Raw genomic sequence first — 23,097 nt, 5'->3', positions numbered from 1 at the left:
CTTGTGAAGGATCCAGCCCCGGGCTCCCGGCGGCGCCGGTGTCGCGTGTGAGAATCCCGGCACTGACCGGCCCGGCGACGCCGCTGATCCATGCAGATCCTCAACACGCTCACCGTTCTGGCCCTGGTGGTGATGTCGTTCGCCCTGATCGTGGCCGTTCCCGTGCTCTACGCCAGCAGCGAGGACAGTGGCCGCTCCAACCGGCTGATCCTGCTGGGGGGCATCGCCTGGGTGGCCCTGGTGCTGGTCAACTGGGGGATGAGCTTCTTCGTCGTCTGAGGACAGCGTCGCTGTGGGCTGGCTCGAGCCTCCGGGCGGATCCGAGGTTCAATCCGGGGGCTTCGCCGGCGACTTCTAGGCTGAACCCACCTTGCGGCGCCACCGTGGTGGCGGGAGCCTGTGGCGATTTTCGAAGGGCGCTTCATCGGCGCCGATGGCCTGCGCATCGCCGTGGTGGTGGCGCGGTTCAACGACCTGGTGACTGCCAAGCTGCTCAGCGGTTGCCTGGATTGCCTCGGCCGCCACGGCATCGACACCTCCGCCAGCAGTCCCCAGCTGGATGTGGCCTGGGTGCCCGGCAGCTTTGAAATCCCGCTGGTGGCCCAGACCCTGGCGGCCAGCGGTCGCTACCAGGTGGTGATCACCCTGGGAGCGGTGATCCGGGGTGACACGCCCCACTTCGACGTCGTCGTCTCCGAGGTCAGCAAGGGGGTGGCCGCGGTCAGCCGCCAGACCGGGGTGCCGGTCATCTTCGGGGTCCTGACCACCGACACGATGCAGCAGGCCCTCGAGCGGGCCGGCATCAAGAGCAACCTGGGCTGGAGCTACGGCCTGCAGGCCCTGGAGATGGGCAGCCTGATGGCGGCGCTGGCCGGCTAGGGGGGCCGATTAAGGGCGCTGCTTCACCAGGAGGTGCTGGCTGCCCGCCGGCGCGAACCCCAGCTGGCTGTAGAACCCGGCGCTGTTCGTGGTCATCAGGTACACCCGCTCCACCTGCTGGAGCCGCGGGTCGCTGAGCAAGCCCTCCACCACCTGGCGGCCCAGTCCCCGGCCCTGCAGGTCACCGGCAACGACCACATCCCAGAGCACGGCACGGCAGGCCCCATCGCTGCTGGCCCGCCCGAAGCCCACCAGCCGCTTGCCTCGCCAGAGGCTCACCACCACCGGGCTGCCGGCCAGCAGGCGGCGCAGCTTGGCGTAGCTGCGGTCCTGTGCCCAGAAGGCGTGATGGTCAAACAGGCGCCGCAGCTTCAGCAGGCCACGGGTGGGACGCAGGCCCGGCCCCAGGCCCAGCCAGCGCAGGCCGGGGGCGCCGGGGGCGTGGCGAAGCAGCTGGATCGCGACCATGGGAACATCCTCCCAGCCACCCAGCAGCCTTGAACCCGAAGCACAAGGGCATCATCCTGGCGGGCGGCAGTGGCACCCGGCTCCACCCGATCACGGTTGGGGTGAGCAAGCAGCTCCTGCCGGTGTTCGACAAGCCGATGGTCTACTACCCGCTCAGCACGCTGATGCTGGCGGGGATCCGCGAGGTGCTGATCATCACCACCCCCGGCGACCAGCCGGCCTTCGAGCGGCTGCTGGGGGATGGGGCCCGCTGGGGGATGGAGATCCACTACGCCGTGCAGCCCAGCCCCGATGGCCTGGCCCAGGCGTTCCTGATCGGGGAGGCCTTTCTGGCCGGGGCGCCGGCGGCGCTGGTGCTGGGTGACAACCTCTTCCACGGCCATGACCTCAGCCCGCAGCTGCAGGGCTGCAATGGCCGCGGGGACGGCGCCACGGTGTTCGCCTATCCCGTGCGGGATCCGGAGCGCTATGGGGTGGTGGCCTTTGATCCCCGGGGGCGGGTGCTGAGCATCGAGGAGAAACCCGCCAGACCGAAGAGTCGCTTTGCCGTCACGGGCCTGTACTTCTACGACGACAGCGTGGTCGAGCGGGCGCGGCGGGTGGTGCCCTCGCCCCGCGGCGAGCTGGAGATCACCGACCTCAACCGCCAGTACCTGGAGGAGGGGCTGCTGCGGGTGGAGCTGATGGGCCGCGGCATGGCCTGGCTCGACACGGGCACCTGCGATTCGCTGCACGAGGCGGCCAGCTACATCCGCACCCTGGAACACCGCCAGGGGCTGAAGGTGGGTTGTCCCGAGGAGGTGGCCTGGCGCATGGGCTGGATCGACGCGGCCCAGCTGGAGGCCCTCGCCGCCCCCTTGCGCAAGAGTGGTTACGGCGAGTATCTGCTGCAGTTGCTGGAGCGAACCGATGCAGGCTGAGCAACTGCGCACGGCCCAGGGGGCTGTGCTGGAGGGCGTTCTGCTGCTGACCCCACGGGTGTTCGGCGACGACCGTGGCTTCTTCTTCGAGAGCTGGAACCAGGCCACCTTCGACGCCGCCGCCGGCCCCACGGCCTTCGTGCAGGACAACCACTCCCGCTCGGTGCAGGGGGTGCTGCGGGGCCTGCACTACCAACGGCCGCCCCACCCCCAGGGCAAGCTGGTGCGCTGCCTGGTGGGCGAGATCTTCGACGTGGCGGTGGACATCCGCCGCAGCTCCCCCACGTTCGGCCAGTGGGCCGGGGTGGTGCTGAGCGCCGAGAGCAAGCAGCAGCTCTGGGTGCCGGCCGGCTTCGCCCACGGCTTCCTCACCCTGAGCCCCGAGGCGGAGGTGCTCTACAAGACCACCGACTTCTGGAGCAGGGAGTGCGAGCGGGGCATCCGCTGGGATGACCCGCAGATCGGCATCGCCTGGCCCCGGGAGGGCCTGCCCGATGGCCAGCCCCTGCTCAGCGCCAAGGACGGCGTGGCACCGGCCCTGGCGGACGCGGACCTGTTCGCATGAGCGGCGGCCCTCCTCTCACGGTGCTGCTCACCGGCGCCGGCGGGCAGCTGGGCCAGGAGCTGGTGGCCCGGTGCCCCGAGGGGGTGAGGCTGATCGCCACGGGCCGCGCCGAGCTGGATCTGGCCGATGCGCAGGCCTGCCGGCAGCTGGTGCTGGAGCGGCGGCCCGATTGGGTGCTCAACGCCGGCGCCTACACCGCGGTGGACCGGGCCGAGAGCGAGCCCGAGCTGGCCCAGGCCGTCAATGGCGCAGCCCCGGCGGCCCTGGCCGCGGCCCTGGCCGACACCGGCGGCCGCCTGCTGCACCTGAGCACCGACTTCGTGTTCGACGGCCACCAGGGCACCCCGTACGGCACGGGCCAACCCCGCAGCCCCCTGGGGGTGTACGGCGCCACCAAGGCGGCCGGCGAGGAAGCGGTGCTGGCCAGCCCCCTGGCGGCGGAGGGGCGGGCCCAGGTGCTGCGCACCAGCTGGGTGTACGGCCCGGTGGGCCGCAACTTCTGCCTCACGATGCTGCGCCTGCACGGCGAGAAAGAGGAGATCGGCGTGGTGGCTGACCAGGTGGGTTGTCCCACCAGCACCCCCACCCTGGCGGCGGCCTGCTGGCGGCTGATCGCGTGCGCCGAGGCGGCGGCAGCCGGCGCTGGGGAGCCCCTGCCGCCGGTGCTGCACTGGAGCGATGCCGGCGCCGCCAGCTGGTACGACTTCGCCGTGGCGATCGGCGAGCTGGGCCAGGAGCTGGGCCTGCTGCAGCGTCAGGCTCGCGTCAAACCCATCACCACCACTGACTACCCCACCCCGGCCCGGCGCCCCAGCTACTCCCTGCTCGACTGCACCGCCAGCCGCGCGGCGCTGGACCTGGAGCCCCTCCACTGGCGCGCGGCGTTGCGGCAGGTGCTGGGGCGGCTGGGGGGCTGATCCCGTCCGCTGCCCACGAGCAGGTGGTGCATCAAACACCTTCCTGATTCCGCAGCTGGTCGATGAGCGCGTTGCTCACCGGTGTGTTGTTCCCTGTGCCGAATGGACGGAACCCGGCGACAGCGCCAGTACTGCCGCCACCACCATCACTCTTGTGATCGGACTCGTCGGAGAGATCGGTGCACATCGTCTCCGTAGTAGTTGCTGTCTGGATCAAGCCAATCCTGGCGGTTTCGTCCCGAACTTCTGCAGCAGTCCGCCGGTTCGGAGCGGCGGCCGGCGGTACTGGTAGCTTGCAGCCCCGTGCCTCACCAGAACGGAGCCTGCCGCCGTGATCGATCTGCCTGCCCTGCTCGGTTCCCGCAGGCGGGTGCTCGTCACCGGTGGGGCCGGCTTCATCGGCGGCGCGGTGGTGCGGCGGCTGCTGGCCGAGAGCACGGCCACGGTGTTCAACCTCGACAAGTGCGGCTACGCCAGCGACCTCACCAGCATCGAGGCACTGCCCAAGGCGGCTGAGCGTCACCAGCTGCTGCGGGTGGACCTCACCGATGCGGAGGCCACCACCGCCGCCGTGCGCCAGGCCGACCCGGATCTGGTGATGCACCTGGCGGCCGAGAGCCATGTGGACCGCTCGATCGAGGGCCCCGGCGCCTTCATCGCCAGCAACGTGACCGGCACCTTCCACCTGCTGCAGGCGGTGCGGACCCACCACGAGGGGCTGAGCGAGGAGCGCCGGGATGCTTTCCGCTTCCACCACATCAGCACCGACGAGGTGTTCGGCTCGCTGGGCGACACGGGCCGCTTCTCGGAAACCACCCCTTACGACCCCCGCTCCCCCTACTCAGCCAGCAAGGCGGCCAGCGACCACCTGGTGAGCGCCTGGCACCACACCTACGGCCTGCCGGTGGTGCTCACCAACTGCTCCAACAACTACGGCCCCTGGCAGTTTCCCGAGAAGCTGATCCCGGTGGTGATCCTCAAGGCCGCCGCTGGTGAGCCGATCCCCCTCTATGGCGACGGCGCCAACGTGCGCGACTGGCTGTACGTCGAAGACCACGTGGACGCGCTGCTGCTGGCGGCCAACCAGGGCCAGCTGGGCCGCAGCTACTGCGTGGGGGGGCACGGCGAGCGCACCAACAAGCAGGTTGTGGAGGCGATCTGCGCCCTGCTTGATCAGCTGCGCCCGGGCGGTGCGCCCCATGCCGCGCTGATCAACCGCGTCACCGACCGCCCCGGCCACGACCGCCGCTACGCCATCGATCCAGCCCGCATCAGCAGTGAGCTGGGCTGGCAGCCGCGCCATGCCTTCGAGCAGGGGCTGGAGGTCACGGTGCGCTGGTATCTGGAGCACCAGGGCTGGTGCTCGGATGTGCGCGAGCAGGGCGGTTACAGCGGTGGGCGGTTGGGGTTGGTGGCGTAGGGGACTCAAACCAGCCAGCCCACCAGGCGGGAGCGCAGGGCCATCAGGCGGGGGTAATAGCGGGCGAAGGGTCGCAGGCCGAACTTGATGATCTCAGCCGCCTTGGCCGGCAAGTTCCGGGTGGGTTCGCGCAGCCGCAGCTGCAGCACAGCCCAGGTAGGCAGCTGGCTGGACACGCCGCCGAGGTTGTAGGCCACCACCGGCTCGGGCAGGTAGGCCACGCGGCTGAGGTCGGCGAAGGCTGCGGCCATCCAGCCGCGACAGGCGCCCTGGGGCGCGTCGAGGCGGTAGGGGTGGGCACGCGCCCAGTCGCCCTCCACCAACAGGCTCTGGTGGTTGGGCAGGTAGAACCACAGCCAGCGGCGCAGGCTGCGCACCGCCGGATCCGGCACCAGCCATGGCGGGCAGCGGCTGGGCGGTACGGGGCAGATGCGGGCCTGGCCCAACACCACCCTTGGAGCGGTGCCGGTGCGCCTGCAGTGCGCCTGGGCGTGATCCAGAAGGCGCTGAAGGGCGTGGGGATGGAGCCAGTTGTCGCCGGAATTGAGGAACTGCACCCAGTGGCCGCGGCTGTGGGCGAGGCCGAGGTTCATGGCCGGGAAGATGCCGCGGGCCGGGTGATCGCGCACCAGCTCGAAGGGCGCCACCGCTTCCGGGGGCACGGGCACATCACTGCCATCTACCACCACCACCTGCAGGCTTGCTGACACCTGCTGGCTGCGGATCGAGGCGAGGGTGTCCTCCAGCTCCCGGGGGTTGTTGCGGGTGAGCACGATGATGCTCACCTCGGGCTGGGCTGCTGCCGTCATCGGGTTCGGCTGGGTGCACTGTTCAGCACCTCTTCGTAGAGCTCGGCGTAGAGCCCGGCGATGCGGCCGGGATTCCAGAGTCGTTCGGCTCGCTGGCGGGCCTGGAGGCCCAGTGCGGCCCGCCGCTCGGAGTCCTCCAGCACCCAGCCGATGCCATGGGCGAGGTCGGCAGGGTCGTAAGGGGTGGCGAGGTAGCCGGAGCGCTGGTGCTCCACCACGTCGGGCAGGCCGGTGGCGTTGAAGGCCACAACGGGCACGCCGCAGCTTTGGGCTTCGATGGCGGTCTGGGGCAGGTTGTCCATGCGGGAGGGCACCACCATCACATCGGCGGCGGAGTAGAGCAGCGCCAGGGTCTGGTCGTCGTGCAGGGCGCCCACGTAGTGAACCGGCAGGCCGAGCCGTGGTGGATCGAGCGGCTCGGCCTGGCCGAACACCACGGCCTGGAGGGCAGGCAAGGTGGGGGCGAGCTGGCGGAGGGCGGCTTCGAGCAGATCCCAGCCCTTGCGCGGGTCGCGGCTTCCGCCGATGGCTCCGAACAGCAGCAATGGCCCTTCTTCCGGCAGTCCGAACAGCTTGCGCGCCAGCGCCTGGGGCCAGGGCTGGTAGACGTTCGTTGGCAGGGGGTAGGGAATCACCCGCAGTGGCCAGTGGGCCAGCAGCGCTGAGCGCTGCACGCAACCGGCCAGCCAGCGGCTGGGGCTCACGAGCTGGATGGGGCGGCGCCAGTGCCGGCGCTTGCGCTGCCAGCACCAGCGGTCGAGATCCAGGCCGCCATGGCCGGGCGGCCGGTTGTGGCGGTGGTAGCCCTGCTGGTAGCGCAGATCATCGGGGTCATTGGGGTAATGCTCACTGCCGCTGAAGGCCCAGCAGTCGTGGAGGGTCCACACCACGGGCTTGCGCAGCCGGCCGATGGCCTCGATCGAGAGCATCTCCCCCTGCACCCAGTGCAGGTGCAGCAGATCGGCGTCGCTGGCGTTGAGTTCCCGGTCGAGCGAGCAGGGGAGCCAGGAAAGGGAATGGAGCACCGGGTTGGAGGTGCGCTGCAGGGCTGGGAGAAGGTCACCGAGTGCGCTGCGGGCCAGGGGGAGTGCTGCCTTCTTCCCGTTGGGTCCGTGAATGGAGGGCTCATCACCCTGCTTACGGCTGACCCGCATCGAGCTGGTCACGTGAATAGCGCTCCCTCCCTGAAGCGAGGCGTGGATTCGAAAGGCAGCGCGGGCAGCGCCACCCTTTTGATCAGAGAAGGAGACGTGGCAGATGTTCAACTCACTGCACCGATCCTGAGCAGGGCTCTGATCCCTCGAAGAAGTGGACGAGCCGGTATCGCAAGGCCGTTGAGGAGCGGATGCAGGGCTTTTGCCACGGTCTCTCGGAACCGTGCTTTTCGTCGGTTGATAGCTCCGTCAGAGCGTCGTTGATAGATCCAGGCGTGGCTGCCTTGGCATCGCCCGATCTGTTGCAGGCCCAGTGGTTCGGCGCACCAGCTGAAGAAATAGCGTAGGTGAAACGTGCAGGGTAGATGGCAGAGGATCACAGGTTGAAAGCAGTTGGCAATGAAGAGATGCCCACCTGGCTTCACCGCTACAATCATCTCTTCAAGTAAGCTGATAGGGTCGTGCACATGCTCGAGTACATCGGTGCAGACCAAGGCGTCGAATCGGTGAGACGTGAGCGTATGGACGAAAGTAATGTTTGGATACGCTTTGCAGGCTTCCAAGCCATGCGCTGGAGGGAACGGATCGCAGATGGAGACGTGCGAGCAAGGAAGGCGATCCGCTATCAGCCTGGCCAGGGTGCCAAAACCACCGCCGAAATCAAGAATCTGCCTTGGACCAAGTGAGGCCACTCCGTTGGCGATCGATCGCCGATGGCCCATGGATACTGGATCCTGTTCGACGTAAATGCCATTCAGAAGCCAGACAGGGTGGCTGTAAAAATCTCTATATAGTGCAGGCGCATAATGCTGCTGATCACAGCCACATATCTTCCATGCCGTGTCCATGATTCTCCATATCTGGTCAAGCCTCGGGCTGCTGCCACACGTAAGTAGCATCTGCTCCAAGGCTGAGCGCTCCTTGGGCGTCAAGGAATAGTTGTTTAACTCAATCACGCTCTGGCTGTTAATTTGAAAAGCATGCTCCTCAATGCTGTCAAGCTGCTTGTTTCGATTAGATTGTCATTCGGGTATCGAACATACCACCAGCGCATCCAAGTAGCCAAAGCGATTGCGCCTTGTCGCCCATTTGTCCATGCGTGCCAGCAGAACGGTAAGCAGGTTGAATGGCAGGGCCAGTAGGGGGGCGAGGGAGCGAATCAACGATGACTGATGGGTGCTTACGTAGTCTAAGAAGAAAACAACAAGAACATCATAAATATTCCCCAGCGGTTGAATGTGCGTAACATTTAGGCCGCACTCACCACAGAGAAGCTCATAGCCCCATCTGGTGAATCTGCGATAGTCATGAGGCGTTTCATGCTCTGGCCACAGCAATGGGGCTGTAAACAAGAAGACTGAGCCTGGCTTTGCCACCCGTTTCAGCTCGAGAATCGTCTCTTTTAGGTTTCTTACGTGCTCAAAAACCTGGAAAGACACGATCGAATCAAATGATTGATTCTCAAAGGGGATTCTGTTTCCGTCGTAGAAGTAGATGGCTCCTCTCCTGGTTGTCTTCCCATTGGGAAGAGATCTGTCGTACTCAAGTCCTGTGTATGTAGAGGCATGGCGAAAGCTCTCCCTGTAGGGCATTGAGCCACAGCCGAAATCAAGCACGTTTCCATGAATTAGAGATTGAAGAGGCGCAATGGCCTCTTCAATGTTTTTTCTTGGAATCCAATAGGGGCTGTAAAGTCTTGTCCTCCTGGCGCTATTGGCAAAAGGGGGCGTTAGATTCGCTTCTCTGCGGTTGAAATGGAACTGACCCAGTATCAAGACGAGGCGGTTGATTTTCGCGAGAAGCTTTGCCTTGAGGGTTGACTCAAATATGGTCGAGAATGTATAGGCGTCAGCCATTGCATCCCGCAGGATCAGGCTTGGATGTATAAGGCGCTGAATGCCTTCGCTAATTGGTATCTGTAGAGTTGAGTTCTTTGTGTGCGAGGCTTCTTGATCGAATCCCACATTGCTCGCCAGGTTTTGGTTGGGCAAGGCAGTCAACCCTCCATTCACAAGGCAGGTGAAGGTCCATCGGTATGCCCATGAGTCCGGCTTGCCTTCCTGGAGCAGCCGGTCCCAGATGCGTGCCCAGTAGCGGGCCTCCCGGGGATTTTCAAAGATGGATCCGAGCAGGCCGGATGCCTTCAGAGCTGGCCATTGGCGCAGATCGGCGTCGTAGTGGTGCCAGCAGCGGCGCCAGGTGGCCCAGCCCCAGCAGTGGTTGTAGCGGCTGAAGTAGTAGCTGCCATCGCCACGCCAGTGGCCGTTCTGAAAGTTGTTCCCGCTGATGCACCACACCCGCGTGTCGTGGCGGTAGCGGGCCAACAGCTCCGTGCAGTACGGGAAGAAGTCGGGATGGGGAACGCAGTCGTCCTCCAGGATGATGCCCTCCTCCACCTGCTCAAAGAACCAGCTGATGGCGCGGCTGACGCCGAGTCGGCAGCCCTGGTTGGTGTCGGAATAGAGGCTTTCGATCTGGCAGGGCCAGTCGATCTCGTTCTCGATCACGGCCCTGGTTGCAGCCACCTTCTCCACTTCGCCGGGCCGATCGGGGTTGGGGCCGTCGCAGGCGACGAACAGACGGCTCGGGGCGACAGGCCGGATGGCGTCGATCACCTGCTGCAGGGTGTGGGGGCGGCGCCAGGCGATCAGGAGCAGGGGGGTGTCGGCGGGGGTGGCAGTAAAAGCCATCTGTCAACTGCGCGTCATCAGGTCCACTTCGTGCAGATCCTTGAAATCGGCATCCATCGTGGACAGCCCGGCCTGATGAGCACGAGCGGTGGCCACGATGCTGATGGCAGGCACCATCAGGCTTGCTGCGGCCTCAAGCACCGCAAGAAATCGATCAGCCAGTGGGCCGTTGGTGACCACATCGATCCAACCTGACGAGTCCACCACGGCTCTTTGCGGATTCACAGGCGGTCGGGTTCGCGCTGGAAGGTGTTGTCGCCACCAAGAAACCCCCGTAACGCAGCAGGGGGGCTGGTTTGGCACCAGCTCGATTTGCCCCGGCAGCGCCAGCACCTGCAGCAGCTGGCCTGGAGCCAGGCCGAACTGCTCGCGCATCCGCTTGGGGATGACGTCCTGGTACTTTGGGTAGTCCGTTGTGAGCTCCATGGCCCCAACGTAAGACGGAAACCAGGTGGATGCCGCTTTCCCGCTTCAGGAGCGGTCCGCCCAACCCGCGGGTCGACGCGACAGTGCTCCAGCAGTTTTGTTCAGCAGGGGAAGTCGCCGGGATGGGGGACGTAGTCGTCGTCGAGGATAATGCTCTCTTCCACCTGCTCCGCTTCGCCTGGGCGTTCGGGATTGGGACCGTCGCAGGCGACGAACAACCGGGCGGTCGCAACGGATCGGATGGCGCCGCCAGGCGATCAGGAGCAGGGGGGAGTGGCTGGGGCCATGCGCGAGGGGGACCGTGAGCCGTATGGGTAGACAGACTCCGCGTGGCATTGGGGGGTCAGGATTGCCACAGACTGATCAACTCGAGAGACGCCGATGCACCGAGGTGTGCCTTAGGTTTGAGACCCCTCCTTGTATCCAATAGCATAGATGGATCCTACTCGCCTCGATTGCATGTCCAACCCAGGCTGAAAATCGCGGAGCCTGCATCTTCTAAAGCCGGCGTTTCTCATGATATTAATGAGATTCTCTTCGTCGAACATGTAGGCATGTTCGCCCCTTCCCATGTATGCAATGTAATTCACTTGATCGATGAGGCTGCCCGTTTTGCTGAGACCTGGGGTGTACACTTTCTCATCTTCCAATAGGTTTTTCCCGGCAAGGTAGGCTTGCATGTAGCGGCGAGCATTCGGAACGCATACGGAGAAATCGCCGCCAGGCTTCAGGGCAGCATGGCATTTTCTCAGAAGCCTGCACAAATCCTCGAAGGGAATGTGTTCTAAGACATGTGAGCTGTAGATGCTGTCCAGTGAGTTGTTTGGGAATGGCACGCTTGCTCGTAAATCCCATGTCAAATCACAGCCTAAAGTACGGTCCAGTGTTATCCAGTCTCCTGCTCCTCGCTTACTGCCTGCACCAATTTCTAGCCGAAGTGGGGCTTCGTTTCTGAGGATGAAAACTACCTTTATTCTTGTCTGAACTGATTTTATACTCAGATAGAGTGTTTTCGCAATTTTCTTCACTGTGATGATTAACCCGGGAAAGCTGTTGTGCCTTGGCCGCTTTGCATTCATGCGTCAGGCTTAGACCTTGCTATGGCTTTCATCACTTTTTAGAATGGCGGCAATGTTCTGGTAGCGAAAAATTGGAAGCTCGTCATCGCGAATTGCCAGGAGGCCTCCTTTGGGCAGTATTCTAAACAAGTTGTAGTTGTTGAGAATGGAGCTGAAATCATTCAAAAATGTGCGACTTGGAATCATAGTCTCGTTAAACTCGAACTGAATAGCTCCTATTCTGCCGGAGGCAATCATTGCTTGAAATCCTTGGAGGACCTTTAGCTCGTGACCCTCGACGTCCACTTTCAACAGATCAATAAAGGTGACTCTCTGTTCCCTGCAGAATTCATCTCCAGTTGTCACCTTCACATCAAACGTCCTTTCCTCCTGCCTGTGTACTTCAGTAATGACGCCGTCTTCAAGAGAGGCGTGGGTTGACCCATGCGCTGACTCTGCATAATCATGCAACCTTGCAGTCCCTCGCCGACTGGATAATCCAATGTTGAACGGTCTTATTGCTGGAATCTCCTGTACTCGTGCCGCAAGTGTCGTGAAGGTTTCCGGAGAGGGTTCAAAGGCAAAGAGCCGATAGGCTACTTTGCTCTTGAGGCTCTCGACCATCAGTGCCCAGTTGCCTATGTTGGCCCCGATGTCGAAGACGACTGCGTCTGCTGTGGATAGACCTGCCAGCCTTCTTCTTTTGTAAGTATTCAGAACTGATTGGGCAAACCCCTTTTCTCCTGATATCTCGAAATTCCGATAGTTTAGAATTCCCAGCCCTCTCAGGCCGGCTAAGACAAGTGCTTTGTTGAATTTCGCCAACCATGGTCTGCCAAAAATAGAGGCATAGAGGTCAAGGAATGCCGTGATCACCTGTCGTCTTGGCCTCCAAGCTGGAAGGGAAAGGCAAGCTTCAAGACGTTTGCCCTTGTTTCTTCAGACCATACTGCCATCACTGCAAAGGTTGCCAACCCATAAGAGATACAAGTGGCAATGGCTGCTCCATGGAAGCCGTATCTGGGGATCAGTGTCAAATTCAAGAGTATATTTGCTACGCATCCAGCTGCAGTTCTAGCTGCTGAAACCTTTTCCAGCCCTGCTCTCTGAAGCCAGGATGAGCTTGCAGTGCCTGTTGATACGGCGAATGAAGCGAGCCCCAACCAAATCATCGCATCCTGGGCTGCATGAAACTCTGAACCAAAGACAACCGGAATAAGGGGAGACAAGACTTCACTTGTGGTAAGCGCCATGCCCACACCCAAGGTCCATGCACTTCTGTACAGTCTTCTAAGTGCTGAACTCGTGTGAAAATCCCCACTGCCACGACCAATCCTTGGTAGAAAAGTTGCGGTGAGGATGACTGGCAGGAAGTAAAGACTCTCGGCTGCCTTTACGGCTACTGAGTACTGCCCTACGTCTTCAGGACCACGCAGCCATTCCAGCATGACTTGGTCGCTCTTGACGTAAAGCATTACCGACAGCCCGGCCAGGAGCAATGGCCAGCCTCGTTTCAGTAAAACGTGTGCTGTAGGCCATGACACCTCGCGCAAGGTAGTAGAGAGTCTGTAGCCGTTAGCGAATCCAGTAAGAACAACAGCTTGTGCCACCATCGCCACGGTCTGCACACCTCCAAATGCAACCAGCGGAGCTCGGCTCAGCAACGCAACAATGGAAGCTCCTGCTCCGGCTACGGTCTCTGCCAGCCTTGCTTTTGCGACGCGGGTGCCTTGCTGCCGGTTCAGCAGCTCCACCTCAAACACCTCTGCGGAGCTGAACAGATTCCCCAGCACCGCCAGGCCCATCAGCCCGGCCAGCACCGGATCTCGCGCCGCCCAGGCAAATGGCACCAGCACCAGGGCAATGACAGCAGTGCCCACCAGTTCGATCCAGAAGGCTGTGGCCACCAGACCGGGTCGTGGCGGTTCCTCACACAGCAGGATCGCCAGGCTGCCCTTCACGCCCAGGCTCCCCAGCGGGCTGAGCACGCCCACCAGTGCGGCCACATAGCTGAGGGTGCCGAGCTGTTCCGGCCCCAGGTAGCGCGCCGTCCAGCCGCCAATGCCGATCGACACAGCCAGCCTGAACACCTGGCTGCCCACCTGGCTGATCAGGGACGTGCGCAGGCGCTCGGGTTTGGCTTGAGGTTGCCCCAAGGCCATGGCTTAGTGGTGGTTTGTCACCAGCGGTGGCACAGGCGCGCTTGGGGTTTCAGGGTAGGGCGCGTTGGGAGTGGGGGCGATCGCCGTTCAGCGGTAGACGTCGTGGCGGTGGCCGACTCGCACCACCAGAGCGACCAGCTCCTGTTGCTGCCATTCGTAGACAACGCGATACCGCAGCGAGCAGCGCATCACGCACCTCGGCCCACTCCAGAACTGGGTCGGCCGGATCGTCAATACGGCCCCGGAGGGTGGCGATCACACCCGCTGCAGCGACACGGGGTAGCCGGGCCAGCGGGCGTCGGCGGAAACGGCCATCAAGCCCTCCACGCGCGCCTGGGCGATCAGCAGGCGATCGAAGGGATCGTCGTGCAGCGCCGGCAGCTGGGCGGTCTCGATCACGTGTGCCTCCAGCACGGGCAGGATCGTCGCCCCGGCGGCGAGGCACTGGTCGCGAAACAGGGTGGGTGCCACCGGCAGCTTGCCGAGCCGGTGCTTGATCGCCACTTCCCAGATGCTGGCGACCGACACCACACAGGCGCTGGAGGCCAGCCGGTCCCGGATGGCTGGCCGCAGCCGCGGATCACCCAGCAACCACCAGAGCATGATCTGGGTGTCGAGCAGCAGCCGCATCAGCCGCCCATCAGTTGGCTCACCTGCCGCTCCACATCCTCAGCGAAGGCCGCATCCGCCAGCTCAGCGGCGATGCCGGCCAGAGCGCCATGCCCTTCCAGGCCTGCAGCGAGGCTGCACGGCACCAACCGCACCTGTGCCTTGCCGTGGCTGGCGATGATCACCTCCTCGCCGGCCAGAGCCGCCTTCACGAGCTTCGAGAGCTGGCTTTTGGCCTCCAGCATGTTCACCTGCATGGCCGGGTGGGCATTTCCTGGCTAGCTTAGCCAGAGTTTGGGTGGCGCGCCGTTGCCGCCAGCCCGCAGCCACCTGCGCTCCGTCGATGCCGGCCACCATCTACCTGCACTGGGCCGCCACCCCCTACAGCTGGGTGCGCTCCGTCCTGTATCACACGATCATCGGCGGCGACGGCACCCTGCACCGCCTGCACGCCTACAGCATCGACCTGCCGGCCCACACCTGGCGGCGCAACGGCAATGCCGTGGCCCTCTCCTGCGCCTGCATGGGCGGCCGCCCCGATCCCTGGACCCTGCCGCCCACCGAGGTCCAGCTCGATGCGATGTGCCGAGAGGCCGCCGAGATCGCCCGCAGCTGCGGCTGGCGTGAGGCCGAATCACCATCGAGCGCGTGATGACCCACGCCGAGGCCGCCTCCAACCGCGACGGCCGCTGGTTTCACGACAACTACGGCCCCGTGCTCTGGGGCGGCACCGGCGAGCGCTGGGACTTTCTGCAACTGAGCAAGAACGGCCCGCCCGCCGGCGGTGAGGAGCTGCGGGGGCGCATCCGGCGGTTTCTGGCCAATCCCGATGCCGGGCCCGGCGCCACCACCAAGCCGGTGCCCGGCGGTTCACCCGCCCGCCTGGAGTTCCGCCGCGCCACCGCCATCAGCGCCCGCGGCCGGGAGCTGGGGGTGGACCTCGACGCCAACGGCACCTCCTGGGCCCTGGCCGCCGATCTGCTCGATCTCTACGAGATCCCCTACGCCTGGGAGGCCAGCCGCCGCCGCATCCTCATCGGCAGCCTCGATGTGGTGCCCAGCTTCTGCGAGGATCAAGTGCAGCCCACAGTGGGCTGGCCCCTGTTCGAGATGACCCTGCAGAGCGGCAATGCGCCGGTGGTGCTGCGTGGCATCCTGCGTGAAAACCGCGCCTGGTGCCGGGTGCTCGAATTCGCTGAGGAGTTCGGCATCAGCGTCACGTTCGAGCCGTTCACGCTGCTTGAGCGGCTGAGGGGGATGACAAAGGCCGACATTAACACCATGGCCAGCTCGTTTAAGCATCTCAATGAGTAGCGTATGCCTGGCTATCTGCATTGCTACCCATAATGCAGAAAAGACAATCCAAGGCTGTTTGAGGTCAATTCCATATTCCGCAAAAGATAGTGTAGTTATTCTAATTCAGGACAACCTTTCTCAGGACGAAACTCTTCCAATCGCCCAAAAGGAGTTGACAAGCTTGGGCCTCGCGCATGTAATATGCAGTGAAAGCGATGAAGGAATATATGATGCATGGAATCGCATGGCCAAGAAGGCGCATTCAGAGTGGATAACATTCATAGGTTCGGATGATAGATTTCTGCAGAAAATAGATTTAGAAGCCATCGAGAATGAGTACGGAAGCTGTAATTTTATCACTTTCCAAGGGCTCTATGGTGGAGTTAGGCCATATGGAAATAGCTTGGCGGGCTATTATAGGTCCTTGGCGGCTTATCAATCTGGATGGAAAATAATGCATCAAGGTTCATGGTACAAGACAAGTCTTCTCATTTCCAACCCGTTTAATCCTAGGTATAAGATAGCAGGAGACTTTGAGCATCTCATAAGAGTGAGGGGGATGCTTTCCTATGCTCACGTTGATACCGTGGTTCTATGGGTTGGCGGCTCTGGAGTGTCAGCCCGAAGACCATGGCTAGTGGCAGTAGAGGCGTTCAAGGCAGTTGCATCACAGAGTGTTAAGCCAAAAGTATCATCTTACTTGATTGGACTTATACTTATGTTGAAAATCATAGCGTATAGCATCTTCAAGTGGTAGGAGTGCATTCTCGCTATCTTAGTGGTGAATATCAAGCCAATAATCCTGACTGGGATAGAGACCATACGCCCTGGAAGCTGTCTTGCTTTGTCCCAATTCTCAATAGTCTTATTGGCAAGGCGGGTGTTGTCAGAGTAGTCGATATAGGATGTGGAAGTGGGCAGCTATTGGCATGCATGGCAGAGGCGTATCCATCAATAGACTTTATTGGCTACGATCCTTCTAGTGGCCTAGACGATGCTTGGCAAATTCTTCCTGGGCTGCCCAATCTGCGATTGATTAATTCAGAATTTGATATTCGTCAAAGTGCCGACCTCATTATTCTATCTGATGTCCTAGAGCATCTATGGGATCCCATTGGATTTGTTTCTCTTGTTTCTAAGAATGCTAAATATCTTGCGTGCTTAATCCCTATTGAGCACTCTGTTTCTTCATTGATCTTCCCGAAGGCGTTGCGTCAATCGTATGAGCTTGTGGGTCATATTCACTTTTTCTCCTTAGAGTCTGTCAAAATTCTATTCGACGAGGCTGGCTGCTACATCTTGTCAATTACATACACGGGCCGATCCCGCCAAGCCCCATCAAAAAATATTAGACAGCGATGCGGTTCTCTTGTTCGAAGTATAAGTCGCTACTTTATTGGCGAACACTATGCCTCCGTCCTTTTAGGTGGCGAATCCGTCCTCATTCTCTCACAATCGAATTAAAGTGCCGGGACAAGATATAGAAAGTGCTTTTGAGGATGCAGATCTTTGATATGTGGAACTGGATTTGATCGCCCAAGTAAGTATGCAAGATTCCTTTGCCGTCTACTTCGATTCTGACATTAGCGCGCTTCAGCGATATGGTGGTGGAATATCCCGATATTTCACAAATCTAACTAAAGCGTTGCTTGGGCTTGAGGTATCAGATATTACCTTTGTCTATCCGGGCCTCGAACAGTATCGCAATATCAGCGTCCCAGCATTTTTGTCCAATGCTGATGATATCTGCTTGAACGCATGTGTTGTCAAATCCTTCATGGATCCTATTCTTGCCAACGTAATTCTAAAGAAGCCTGTAGTCTACCATCCTACTTATTACCGAAATCTGGCTCTGAAATACATGAGCATGCCAGTAGTTGTTACTATTCACGATATGATCCATGAATTAATGCCGCTCATTCGATGCACAATATCAGAGTCGGATTCCCAAGTATGTGTTGCTTAAAAAGCGTGCTATCTACGCAGCAGATAAACTCATTGCAGTTTCCAGGGTCACCAAGGAAGATATCTTAATGGTTTACCCTAATATCCCGCAAGAGAAAATCTGTGTTGTCAGCCACGGATGTGATCACATGCTGCGAACTATTCCAGTTCCGCCGAAAGACAATGTATTTGTATCTGCCTGTCTTTCAAGGTCGGTTCTGATCCATGTGGGTAGCCGAAGTCATTATAAGGGATTCGATGATCTCATCAAGGCGCTTGCAATGGTCCGAGGATCTTGCAGTGATTTCCTCCTTGTTGCTGTTGGGATGCCTTGGAGCAATACGGAGCTGAATTTAATACGGGATTCCAATATCTCGGATTATGCGGTTGCGCTTCAGCTCGCAGACGCCGAGCTTGCTTGGCTATATAAAATTGCTTTGGCCACAATATGCCCTTCCAGGTACGAAGGATTTGGGTTTCCTGTCTTGGAGGCAATGCTAATGGGATGTCCAGTGGTTTGTTCTGATAACCCCGCGCATCTTGAGCTCGCCCAAGGCCAGGCCGAGGTATATAGGGCGGGAGACCCATCGGCACTAGCAGATATTCTTGTAAACCTAGTCCGCAAACCGAGTAAGCTGTTCGGCAAAGTTCCCAGAGCTCAGCGCATGGCCAGCCGTTTTACTTGGCGTGCAGCTGCGGCGAAGACTCTTGATTTGTACAAGTCCCTCGTGTGAGGTATTGAATTGAATAGGCCCAGTGTACTTCGCTAGACGTGCTTTGGAGTTTCCTGGCATCCTGTTTGTTGAGCGATATTTCTATCCTGAGGGGTGGAGTGGTGCCCAGATCCCACAGGACATCGTGGCAATGTTGCAGAAGCATTGGCAGGTGCAGGTGATCTGCAGCTCCAGGCCCTATGTGCCACCGGATTCAAATGACACGTTCAATCCTGAGTCTCTTGGGGTTCGCATCTTCTGGCTTCCTGAACCCCTGGATGCCCAAGGCCATGTGGGTGAGGCGATGGGTCAGCTGGCCTTCTCGCTGCTTGCGGCGCTGATGGCTCTGGTGCGGTTCCGGCCCCGGTTGATGGTGGTACTCACCAACCCGCCGCCCATGGTGGTGCTGATGGCTTGCGTGGCCACCATCCTGCGGGTGCCGCTGTTGATCGTGGCCATGGACCTCTATCCAGAGGTGTTGTTTTCCCGATACCCACGCCTGCGCTCCGTGCCGCTCTTCGGTGTGCTGACTGGTGTGTATGGGTGGGCTTACCGCTCCGCAGCGCGGGTGGTGTCTCTCGATTCCAGCGCGAGCGAGGTGTTGCGCGGCAAAGGTGTTCACAGCAGCCGCATCGTGCGCATCAACAACTGGGCCACGGGTGATCTGGCGATCCATCGCAGGCCAGCCAACCACTTGGCGACTCCCTGGGGGATTGGCCGTGAGCTGGTGCTGCTCTATTCGGGCAACCTGGGAGAGGCTCATGAGTGGGAAACACTCCTGGCTTCGGTTGAGCGTGTTCATCGGGACCCGTGCCGGTTCAAATGTGTGTTTGCCGCGCGTGGATCGCGCCTGGTCTCGGCTCGCTCCTTTGTGCTGGAGCGGCAGCTGGAAGGTTGTGTTGCCTTTCAGGACCTGGTGCCTGCACACCTGCTCCCGCACGCGTTCGGGCTGGCGGATCTGGGCGTCGTGACGCTCCGGGAAGGCTTCGATGGTCTGGTGGTTCCCAGCAAGCTCGCTGGTTTTCTCGCCAGGGGGATCCCAGTGCTTTACATCGGCCCCGAAACGGAGCTGAGCCGGTTGTTGGTCGCCCATGGGGCGGGCATCCGATTTGCTCCAGGAGATGTCCTTGGGGTCAGCTCCCTGCTCGAACAATTGATTGACAACCCCCATCAGCTGAGTTCCTGCCGGGAGGCGGCGCGGTTGTTGTACGCCGATCAGTTCTCATCCCAGGTCGGCCTGCAGCGCTACCTCAAGCTGGCTCAGGAGCTGATCCCAGCTCCCTCGTAGAGGGTGACGATGCGGATTGCTGTCTCCGGAGCCACCGGCTTCATCGGCACGGCCCTGGTGGGCGACCTCTCCCGCGATCACGCAGTGATGGGTTTCTCGACCCGAGCGCTTGATCCCGCCGCCCTTAAGAGCTTTGCCCCTACCCATCTTGTTCATGCTGCCGCCATCGCCCACCGCAGGCCGCCGCGCAGCGCCGCAGGCCCCCGCGAGCTGCACCAGGTGAACGTGCACCTGGCCGGCCGCACCGCCGCCCTGGCCGCCCGGCTGGGGCTGGAGCGGATGCTGTTCCTCAGCTCCATCGGCGTGCACGGCGCCGCCACAGCCCCCGGCGAGGCGATCAGCGAAGCCAGCCCCCTGCGGCCGGGTAACCCCTATGCCGCCTCCAAGCTGGAGGCCGAGCAGCTGATCCGCCGCACCCTCGCCGGCACCGCCACCCGCCTCACAATCTTGCGGCCGGCGCTTGTCTATGGCCCCGGTGCCCCCGGCAACCTGGCCCTGCTGCGACGTTGCGTGGACGCGGGGCTGCCCCTGCCCCTGGGCGCCGTGGCCAATCGGCGCAGCCTGATCGCTCTTCCCAATCTCATCGACCTGATCCACAACGCCCTGCTCCATCCCGCTGCGGCCGATCGCACCTACGTGGCGGCGGATGCCGAAACCATTGCCACCCCCGAGCTGATCCGCCTGATCGCCCGGGCGCGCCATCGCCCCTGCCGCCTGTTCCCACTGCCGACGCCGCTGCTGGCCGCCGCCGGTCGCCTCCCTGTGCTCGGGCCGAAGCTGCTGCAGCTCAGCGGCAACCTGGTGGTGGACAGCTCCCTGGTGCGGCGCGACCTTGGCTGGCAGCAGCCCGTTGACCAGCGCAGCGCCCTGGAGGCTGCCTTCTCCCCTGAGCCCAGCTGAGCCCACCGCCCATGCCCGCGCTCCTCCTGGCCACCACCCTGGCCTCCGCCCTGCTCTGCTGGGCCCTGCTCGCCCTGCTGCTGCCCCTGCTGCGCCGGGCCTTCCCCGACCACCCCAACGCCCGCAGTTCCCACCGGCGCGTCACCCCCCGCGGCGGCGGGGTGGTGTTCGCCCTGGTGGGCAGCGGCGGCGCCCTGCTGCTGGGCAGCTCTCTACCGCTACTGGCCCTGCCCCTGGCCCTGGTGGGATTCCTGGACGACCGCCACTCCATGGCGCCAGCGCTCCGCCTGGCGGCCCAGCTGGCCACGGCCCTGGCCCTGGTGGCGGTGAGTCCGTGGGCCGGCGTGGCGGCGTGGGTCGTGGTTGCCCTCGTGCTGGCGGCCACCGCCCTGATCAACCTCACCAACTTCATGGACGGCCTCGACGGCCTGGTGGCCGGCTGCCTGGCGGTGCTGCTGGCCACCGCCGCCAGCGCCCCAGCCGACGCCGCCCAGCCGGCGCTCTGGCCCCTGGTGGGGGCCCTGATCGGCTTCCTGCCCTGGAACTGGAGCCCGGCGCGCCTGTTCATGGGCGATGCCGGCAGCACCTTCCTCGGGGCCGTGTTCGCCGGCGCCCTGCTGCAGGCACCGGGTTGGCCGTCCGCGTTGGCCCTGCTGCTGGTGGCCACCCCCCTGCTGGCCGACGCCGGCCTCTGCCTGCTGCGCCGTCTGCTCGCGGGCCAGAGGGTGTGGCAGGCCCATCGGCTCCATCTCTACCAGCGTCTCCAGCAGGCCGGCTGGAGCCACGGCTGCGTGGCTGGGCTCTACATTGCTGCCACCGGCGCGCTGGCCCTGGCCTGGCTGGCGGGGGGCTGGTCCTGGCTGTTCCCCCTGGCGGCCGCCGCGCTCCTGCTCGGGCTGGTGCTGGAGCGGCGCGTGGCGGTGCCCTTTGCCGCCCCGTCTACGGTGAGCGCCCCATCGCAGCCACCAGGGTGGCGCTGAGAGTCCGCTGGCCGGTGCTCGGCCGCATCCCGCTGCTGGTTCGTCGCCTGCCCCTGCTGGCGGCGGATGTGGTGCTGCTGCCCCTGGCGGTGTGGCTCAGCTTTCTGCTGCGTCTGGCCGATCCCTGGCCCCCCGAGCTGCAGGAGTCGCTCTGGCTGCTGCCCACGGCGCTGGCGATCGGCCTGCCGCTCTATGCCCTCAGCGGTCAGTACCGCGGCCTCACCCGCTACGTGGGCAGCGCCGCCCTCTACCAGCTCGCCATCCGCAACGCCCTGCTCGTCTTGCTGGTGGCCTTCGCCGGCCTGCAGCTGCAGCAGCCTGCCCCGCCCCGCAGCAGCTGGTTGCTGCTCTGGATCCTGCTCACCGTGTTCACCGGCGGTCTGCGCTTTGCGCTGCGCGATCTGTTGCTGGGGCAGGTGCCCCGCGGCCCGCGGCCCCGCCGCCAGCGGGTGGTGATCGTGGGGGCCGGAGCCGCCGCCGCCCAACTGGCCGCGGCGCTGCGGCTCGGCCACGACACCCGCATCGCTGCCTTCCTCGACGACGACCCCGGCCTCTGGCACCGCACCCTCTACGGCGTGCCGGTGCTGCCGCCCGCCCAGCTGCCCCGGCTGCTGCGCCGCGGCCGCGTCGATCAGCTGATCCTCTCCACCCCCTCCCTCGAGGCCCGCGAGCGCCGGCGCCTGCTCGCCGACCTGCAGGGCTACGGGGTCCCGGTGCTGCAGGTGCCCTCGGTGGAGGAGATCGCCTCCGGTCGCGCCCGGATCGATACCCTGCGGCCCGTGCCGATCGAGGACCTGCTCGGTCGCGAGAGCGTGCCGCCCGACCCCGCCCTGCTCGCGGCGGCGATCAGCGGCCGCAGCGTGCTGGTGAGCGGCGCGGGCGGCTCGATCGGCTCGGAGCTGTGCCGCCAGATCCTGCGGCTGCGCCCGGCCCGGCTGGTGCTGCTCGAACGCAGCGAGCTGGCCCTCTACACGCTCGGCCAGGAGCTCGCCTCCTGGGCCGTGGACGTGCCGGTGGTGGAGGTGCTCGGCGATGTGGCCGAGCAGGCCTTCGTGGAGGGGGTGCTGCGGGCCGAGGGGGTCGAGGTGCTCTTCCATGCCGCCGCCTACAAGCACGTGCCGCTGGTGGAGGCCAACATCTGCGCCGGTCTGGCCAACAACCTCCACGGCACCCGCAGTGCCCTGGCGGCCGCCCTCGCCTGCGGCCTGGAGCGCTTCACCCTCATCTCCACCGACAAGGCCGTGCGCCCCACCAGCGCCATGGGGGCCAGCAAGCGGGTGTGCGAACTCCTGGTGCAGAACGCCGCCGCCAGCCAGAACCGCACGATCTGCGCGATGGTGCGCTTCGGCAATGTGCTCGGCTCCTCGGGGTCGGTGGTGCCTCTCTTCCGCCGCCAGATCGCCGAAGGGGGGCCCCTCACCGTCACCCACCCGGAGGTCACCCGCTTCTTCATGACCATTCCCGAGGCCGTGCAGCTGGTGCTCCAGGCCAGCGCCATGGCCATCGGCGGCGAGGTGTTCCTGCTCGACATGGGGAATCCGGTGCGGATCGCCGACCTGGCCCGCCAGATGATCCAGCTCTCCGGCGCCAGCGTGCGGGACGCTGCTCACCCCGAGGGCGACATCGCGATCCACTTCACCGGTCTGAGGCCCGGCGAGAAGTTGCATGAGGAGCTGCTGCTGGCCGGCGACAGCGACCCCACCGCCCACCCGCTCATCCGCAGGGCACGGGAGGTCTGCCTCTCACCCCGGCGCCTCGACGAGCTCCTGGCGGAGCTGGAATCGGCCCTGGGCCGCTGGGATGAGGCCCGTGCTCTCCAGGCGTTGCGGCGCCTGGTTCCGGACTACCGCCCCGCGACCCCTGCCGCCGCCGATCTGGCCGGGCAGCCTCGGTAGGCTG

The 23,097-nt window shown here is 63.2% G+C and carries 28 protein-coding genes and 1 pseudogene; 16 read left to right on the top strand and 13 right to left on the bottom strand.

All coding sequences use genetic code 11. The features are described from left to right. Nucleotides 1–90 precede the first annotated feature (90 nt). On the top strand, nucleotides 91–279 hold the full coding sequence (gene psbZ, locus ACLD7X_RS02100) for a photosystem II reaction center protein PsbZ (RefSeq protein WP_254934362.1): 189 nt from the start codon (nucleotides 91–93) through the stop codon (nucleotides 277–279). 120 nt (nucleotides 280–399) lie between these two features. Further along, nucleotides 400–876, top strand: a pseudogene (ribH, locus tag ACLD7X_RS02095) (6,7-dimethyl-8-ribityllumazine synthase); the annotation flags it as partial. Between the two features lie 12 nt (nucleotides 877–888). Here the strand turns inward: ribH and ACLD7X_RS02090 are convergent. Next, entirely contained in the window at nucleotides 889–1,347 is a 459-nt protein-coding gene (locus tag ACLD7X_RS02090; RefSeq protein ID WP_411421796.1) for a GNAT family N-acetyltransferase, read from the bottom strand. A gap of 29 nt (nucleotides 1,348–1,376) precedes the next feature. Between ACLD7X_RS02090 and rfbA the strand changes: the two genes are divergently transcribed. Genes rfbA through rfbD form a run of 3 tightly spaced genes read left to right on the top strand, consistent with a single transcriptional unit; the run spans nucleotide 1,377 to nucleotide 3,749 of the window. Then, nucleotides 1,377–2,267 carry a glucose-1-phosphate thymidylyltransferase RfbA gene (rfbA, locus tag ACLD7X_RS02085; protein ID WP_411421795.1) on the top strand — a complete coding sequence of 297 codons (891 nt, stop codon included), beginning with the start codon at nucleotides 1,377–1,379 and terminating at the stop codon, nucleotides 2,265–2,267. After that, on the top strand, nucleotides 2,257–2,832 hold the full coding sequence (gene rfbC / locus ACLD7X_RS02080; RefSeq protein ID WP_411421794.1) for a dTDP-4-dehydrorhamnose 3,5-epimerase: 576 nt from the start codon (nucleotides 2,257–2,259) through the stop codon (nucleotides 2,830–2,832). Before rfbA ends, rfbC begins: the two co-directional genes overlap by 11 nt. Continuing rightward, on the top strand, nucleotides 2,829–3,749 hold the full coding sequence (gene rfbD / locus ACLD7X_RS02075; protein WP_411421793.1) for a dTDP-4-dehydrorhamnose reductase: 921 nt from the start codon (nucleotides 2,829–2,831) through the stop codon (nucleotides 3,747–3,749). Before rfbC ends, rfbD begins: the two co-directional genes overlap by 4 nt. Before the next feature lie 31 nt (nucleotides 3,750–3,780). Here rfbD and ACLD7X_RS02070 read toward each other — a convergent pair whose 3' ends face one another. Beyond that, nucleotides 3,781–3,936 carry a hypothetical protein gene (locus tag ACLD7X_RS02070; protein ID WP_412007185.1) on the bottom strand — a complete coding sequence of 52 codons (156 nt, stop codon included), beginning with the start codon at nucleotides 3,934–3,936 and terminating at the stop codon, nucleotides 3,781–3,783. A 144-nt stretch (nucleotides 3,937–4,080) separates the two neighbouring features. Here ACLD7X_RS02070 and rfbB point away from each other — a divergent pair, with 144 nt between their 5' ends. After that, complete coding sequence (gene rfbB / locus ACLD7X_RS02065) at nucleotides 4,081–5,169, top strand: dTDP-glucose 4,6-dehydratase (protein WP_412007186.1); 1,089 nt, start codon at nucleotides 4,081–4,083, stop codon at nucleotides 5,167–5,169. A 5-nt stretch (nucleotides 5,170–5,174) separates the two neighbouring features. Here rfbB and ACLD7X_RS02060 read toward each other — a convergent pair whose 3' ends face one another. The 11 genes from ACLD7X_RS02060 to ACLD7X_RS02010 all read right to left on the bottom strand — a co-directional run bounded on the left by ACLD7X_RS02060 (nucleotide 5,175) and on the right by ACLD7X_RS02010 (nucleotide 14,334). Further along, nucleotides 5,175–5,978, bottom strand: coding sequence for a glycosyltransferase (locus ACLD7X_RS02060; protein WP_411421792.1), 804 nt, complete (start codon nucleotides 5,976–5,978; stop codon nucleotides 5,175–5,177). After that, complete coding sequence (locus ACLD7X_RS02055) at nucleotides 5,975–7,243, bottom strand: glycosyltransferase family 4 protein (protein WP_411421791.1); 1,269 nt, start codon at nucleotides 7,241–7,243, stop codon at nucleotides 5,975–5,977. Before ACLD7X_RS02055 ends, ACLD7X_RS02060 begins: the two co-directional genes overlap by 4 nt. Next, nucleotides 7,240–7,980, bottom strand: a complete 741-nt coding sequence (locus ACLD7X_RS02050) for a class I SAM-dependent methyltransferase (protein ID WP_411421790.1) — start codon at nucleotides 7,978–7,980, stop codon at nucleotides 7,240–7,242. Before ACLD7X_RS02050 ends, ACLD7X_RS02055 begins: the two co-directional genes overlap by 4 nt. 174 nt (nucleotides 7,981–8,154) lie before the next feature. Then, entirely contained in the window at nucleotides 8,155–9,822 is a 1,668-nt protein-coding gene (locus tag ACLD7X_RS02045) for a methyltransferase domain-containing protein (protein ID WP_411421789.1), read from the bottom strand. Between the two features lie 3 nt (nucleotides 9,823–9,825). Next, complete coding sequence (locus ACLD7X_RS02040; RefSeq protein WP_411421788.1) at nucleotides 9,826–10,248, bottom strand: hypothetical protein; 423 nt, start codon at nucleotides 10,246–10,248, stop codon at nucleotides 9,826–9,828. Between the two features lie 398 nt (nucleotides 10,249–10,646). Continuing rightward, nucleotides 10,647–11,327, bottom strand: coding sequence for a class I SAM-dependent methyltransferase (locus ACLD7X_RS02035; RefSeq protein WP_411421787.1), 681 nt, complete (start codon nucleotides 11,325–11,327; stop codon nucleotides 10,647–10,649). Nucleotides 11,328–11,336: 9 nt separating this feature from the next. Next, nucleotides 11,337–12,182 carry an FkbM family methyltransferase gene (locus ACLD7X_RS02030; RefSeq protein WP_411421786.1) on the bottom strand — a complete coding sequence of 282 codons (846 nt, stop codon included), beginning with the start codon at nucleotides 12,180–12,182 and terminating at the stop codon, nucleotides 11,337–11,339. Beyond that, on the bottom strand, nucleotides 12,179–13,408 hold the full coding sequence (locus ACLD7X_RS02025) for a flippase (protein ID WP_425625044.1): 1,230 nt from the start codon (nucleotides 13,406–13,408) through the stop codon (nucleotides 12,179–12,181). Before ACLD7X_RS02025 ends, ACLD7X_RS02030 begins: the two co-directional genes overlap by 4 nt. Nucleotides 13,409–13,555: 147 nt before the next feature. Next, nucleotides 13,556–13,660 (bottom strand): type II toxin-antitoxin system RelE family toxin, encoded by a 105-nt coding sequence (locus ACLD7X_RS02020; RefSeq protein ID WP_412007187.1) that lies wholly within the window; start codon nucleotides 13,658–13,660, stop codon nucleotides 13,556–13,558. 63 nt (nucleotides 13,661–13,723) lie between these two features. Beyond that, nucleotides 13,724–14,098, bottom strand: a complete 375-nt coding sequence (locus ACLD7X_RS02015; protein WP_411421784.1) for a type II toxin-antitoxin system VapC family toxin — start codon at nucleotides 14,096–14,098, stop codon at nucleotides 13,724–13,726. Further along, nucleotides 14,098–14,334 (bottom strand): type II toxin-antitoxin system Phd/YefM family antitoxin, encoded by a 237-nt coding sequence (locus ACLD7X_RS02010; protein ID WP_411421783.1) that lies wholly within the window; start codon nucleotides 14,332–14,334, stop codon nucleotides 14,098–14,100. Before ACLD7X_RS02010 ends, ACLD7X_RS02015 begins: the two co-directional genes overlap by 1 nt. An 86-nt stretch (nucleotides 14,335–14,420) precedes the next feature. On the opposite strand from ACLD7X_RS02010, the gene ACLD7X_RS02005 reads away from it, so the two are divergent. From ACLD7X_RS02005 to ACLD7X_RS01960, 10 genes are all read left to right on the top strand, one after another. Continuing rightward, on the top strand, nucleotides 14,421–14,729 hold the full coding sequence (locus ACLD7X_RS02005) for a hypothetical protein (protein WP_411421782.1): 309 nt from the start codon (nucleotides 14,421–14,423) through the stop codon (nucleotides 14,727–14,729). Then, nucleotides 14,729–15,391, top strand: a complete 663-nt coding sequence (locus ACLD7X_RS02000) for a hypothetical protein (RefSeq protein ID WP_411421781.1) — start codon at nucleotides 14,729–14,731, stop codon at nucleotides 15,389–15,391. Before ACLD7X_RS02005 ends, ACLD7X_RS02000 begins: the two co-directional genes overlap by 1 nt. Beyond that, a complete protein-coding gene (locus ACLD7X_RS01995; RefSeq protein WP_411421780.1) occupies nucleotides 15,384–16,130 on the top strand; it encodes a glycosyltransferase in 747 nt (248 codons plus the stop codon). Before ACLD7X_RS02000 ends, ACLD7X_RS01995 begins: the two co-directional genes overlap by 8 nt. A gap of 2 nt (nucleotides 16,131–16,132) precedes the next feature. After that, nucleotides 16,133–16,837 (top strand): class I SAM-dependent methyltransferase, encoded by a 705-nt coding sequence (locus ACLD7X_RS01990; RefSeq protein ID WP_411421779.1) that lies wholly within the window; start codon nucleotides 16,133–16,135, stop codon nucleotides 16,835–16,837. 52 nt (nucleotides 16,838–16,889) lie between these two features. Then, nucleotides 16,890–17,339 (top strand): glycosyltransferase family protein, encoded by a 450-nt coding sequence (locus ACLD7X_RS01985; RefSeq protein ID WP_411421778.1) that lies wholly within the window; start codon nucleotides 16,890–16,892, stop codon nucleotides 17,337–17,339. Then, nucleotides 17,332–18,051, top strand: a complete 720-nt coding sequence (locus ACLD7X_RS01980) for a glycosyltransferase family 4 protein (RefSeq protein WP_411421777.1) — start codon at nucleotides 17,332–17,334, stop codon at nucleotides 18,049–18,051. The genes ACLD7X_RS01985 and ACLD7X_RS01980 overlap by 8 nt, the downstream gene beginning before the upstream one ends. A 130-nt stretch (nucleotides 18,052–18,181) precedes the next feature. Next, entirely contained in the window at nucleotides 18,182–19,318 is a 1,137-nt protein-coding gene (locus tag ACLD7X_RS01975; RefSeq protein ID WP_482763986.1) for a glycosyltransferase family 4 protein, read from the top strand. Nucleotides 19,319–19,327: 9 nt separating this feature from the next. Then, a complete protein-coding gene (locus tag ACLD7X_RS01970; protein ID WP_411421775.1) occupies nucleotides 19,328–20,218 on the top strand; it encodes an NAD-dependent epimerase/dehydratase family protein in 891 nt (296 codons plus the stop codon). Nucleotides 20,219–20,229: 11 nt separating this feature from the next. After that, on the top strand, nucleotides 20,230–21,198 hold the full coding sequence (locus ACLD7X_RS01965) for an MraY family glycosyltransferase (RefSeq protein WP_411421774.1): 969 nt from the start codon (nucleotides 20,230–20,232) through the stop codon (nucleotides 21,196–21,198). Continuing rightward, nucleotides 21,189–23,093 carry a polysaccharide biosynthesis protein gene (locus ACLD7X_RS01960; RefSeq protein ID WP_411421773.1) on the top strand — a complete coding sequence of 635 codons (1,905 nt, stop codon included), beginning with the start codon at nucleotides 21,189–21,191 and terminating at the stop codon, nucleotides 23,091–23,093. Before ACLD7X_RS01965 ends, ACLD7X_RS01960 begins: the two co-directional genes overlap by 10 nt. Nucleotides 23,094–23,097: the final 4 nt, after the last annotated feature.

Source organism: Aphanothece microscopica RSMan92, from assembly GCF_046613545.2.
Classification (GTDB): Bacteria; Cyanobacteriota; Cyanobacteriia; order PCC-6307; family Cyanobiaceae; genus NIES-981.
Note: the sequence above shows the minus strand (reverse complement) of the source record. Positions and strands in the feature narration are given on the sequence as shown.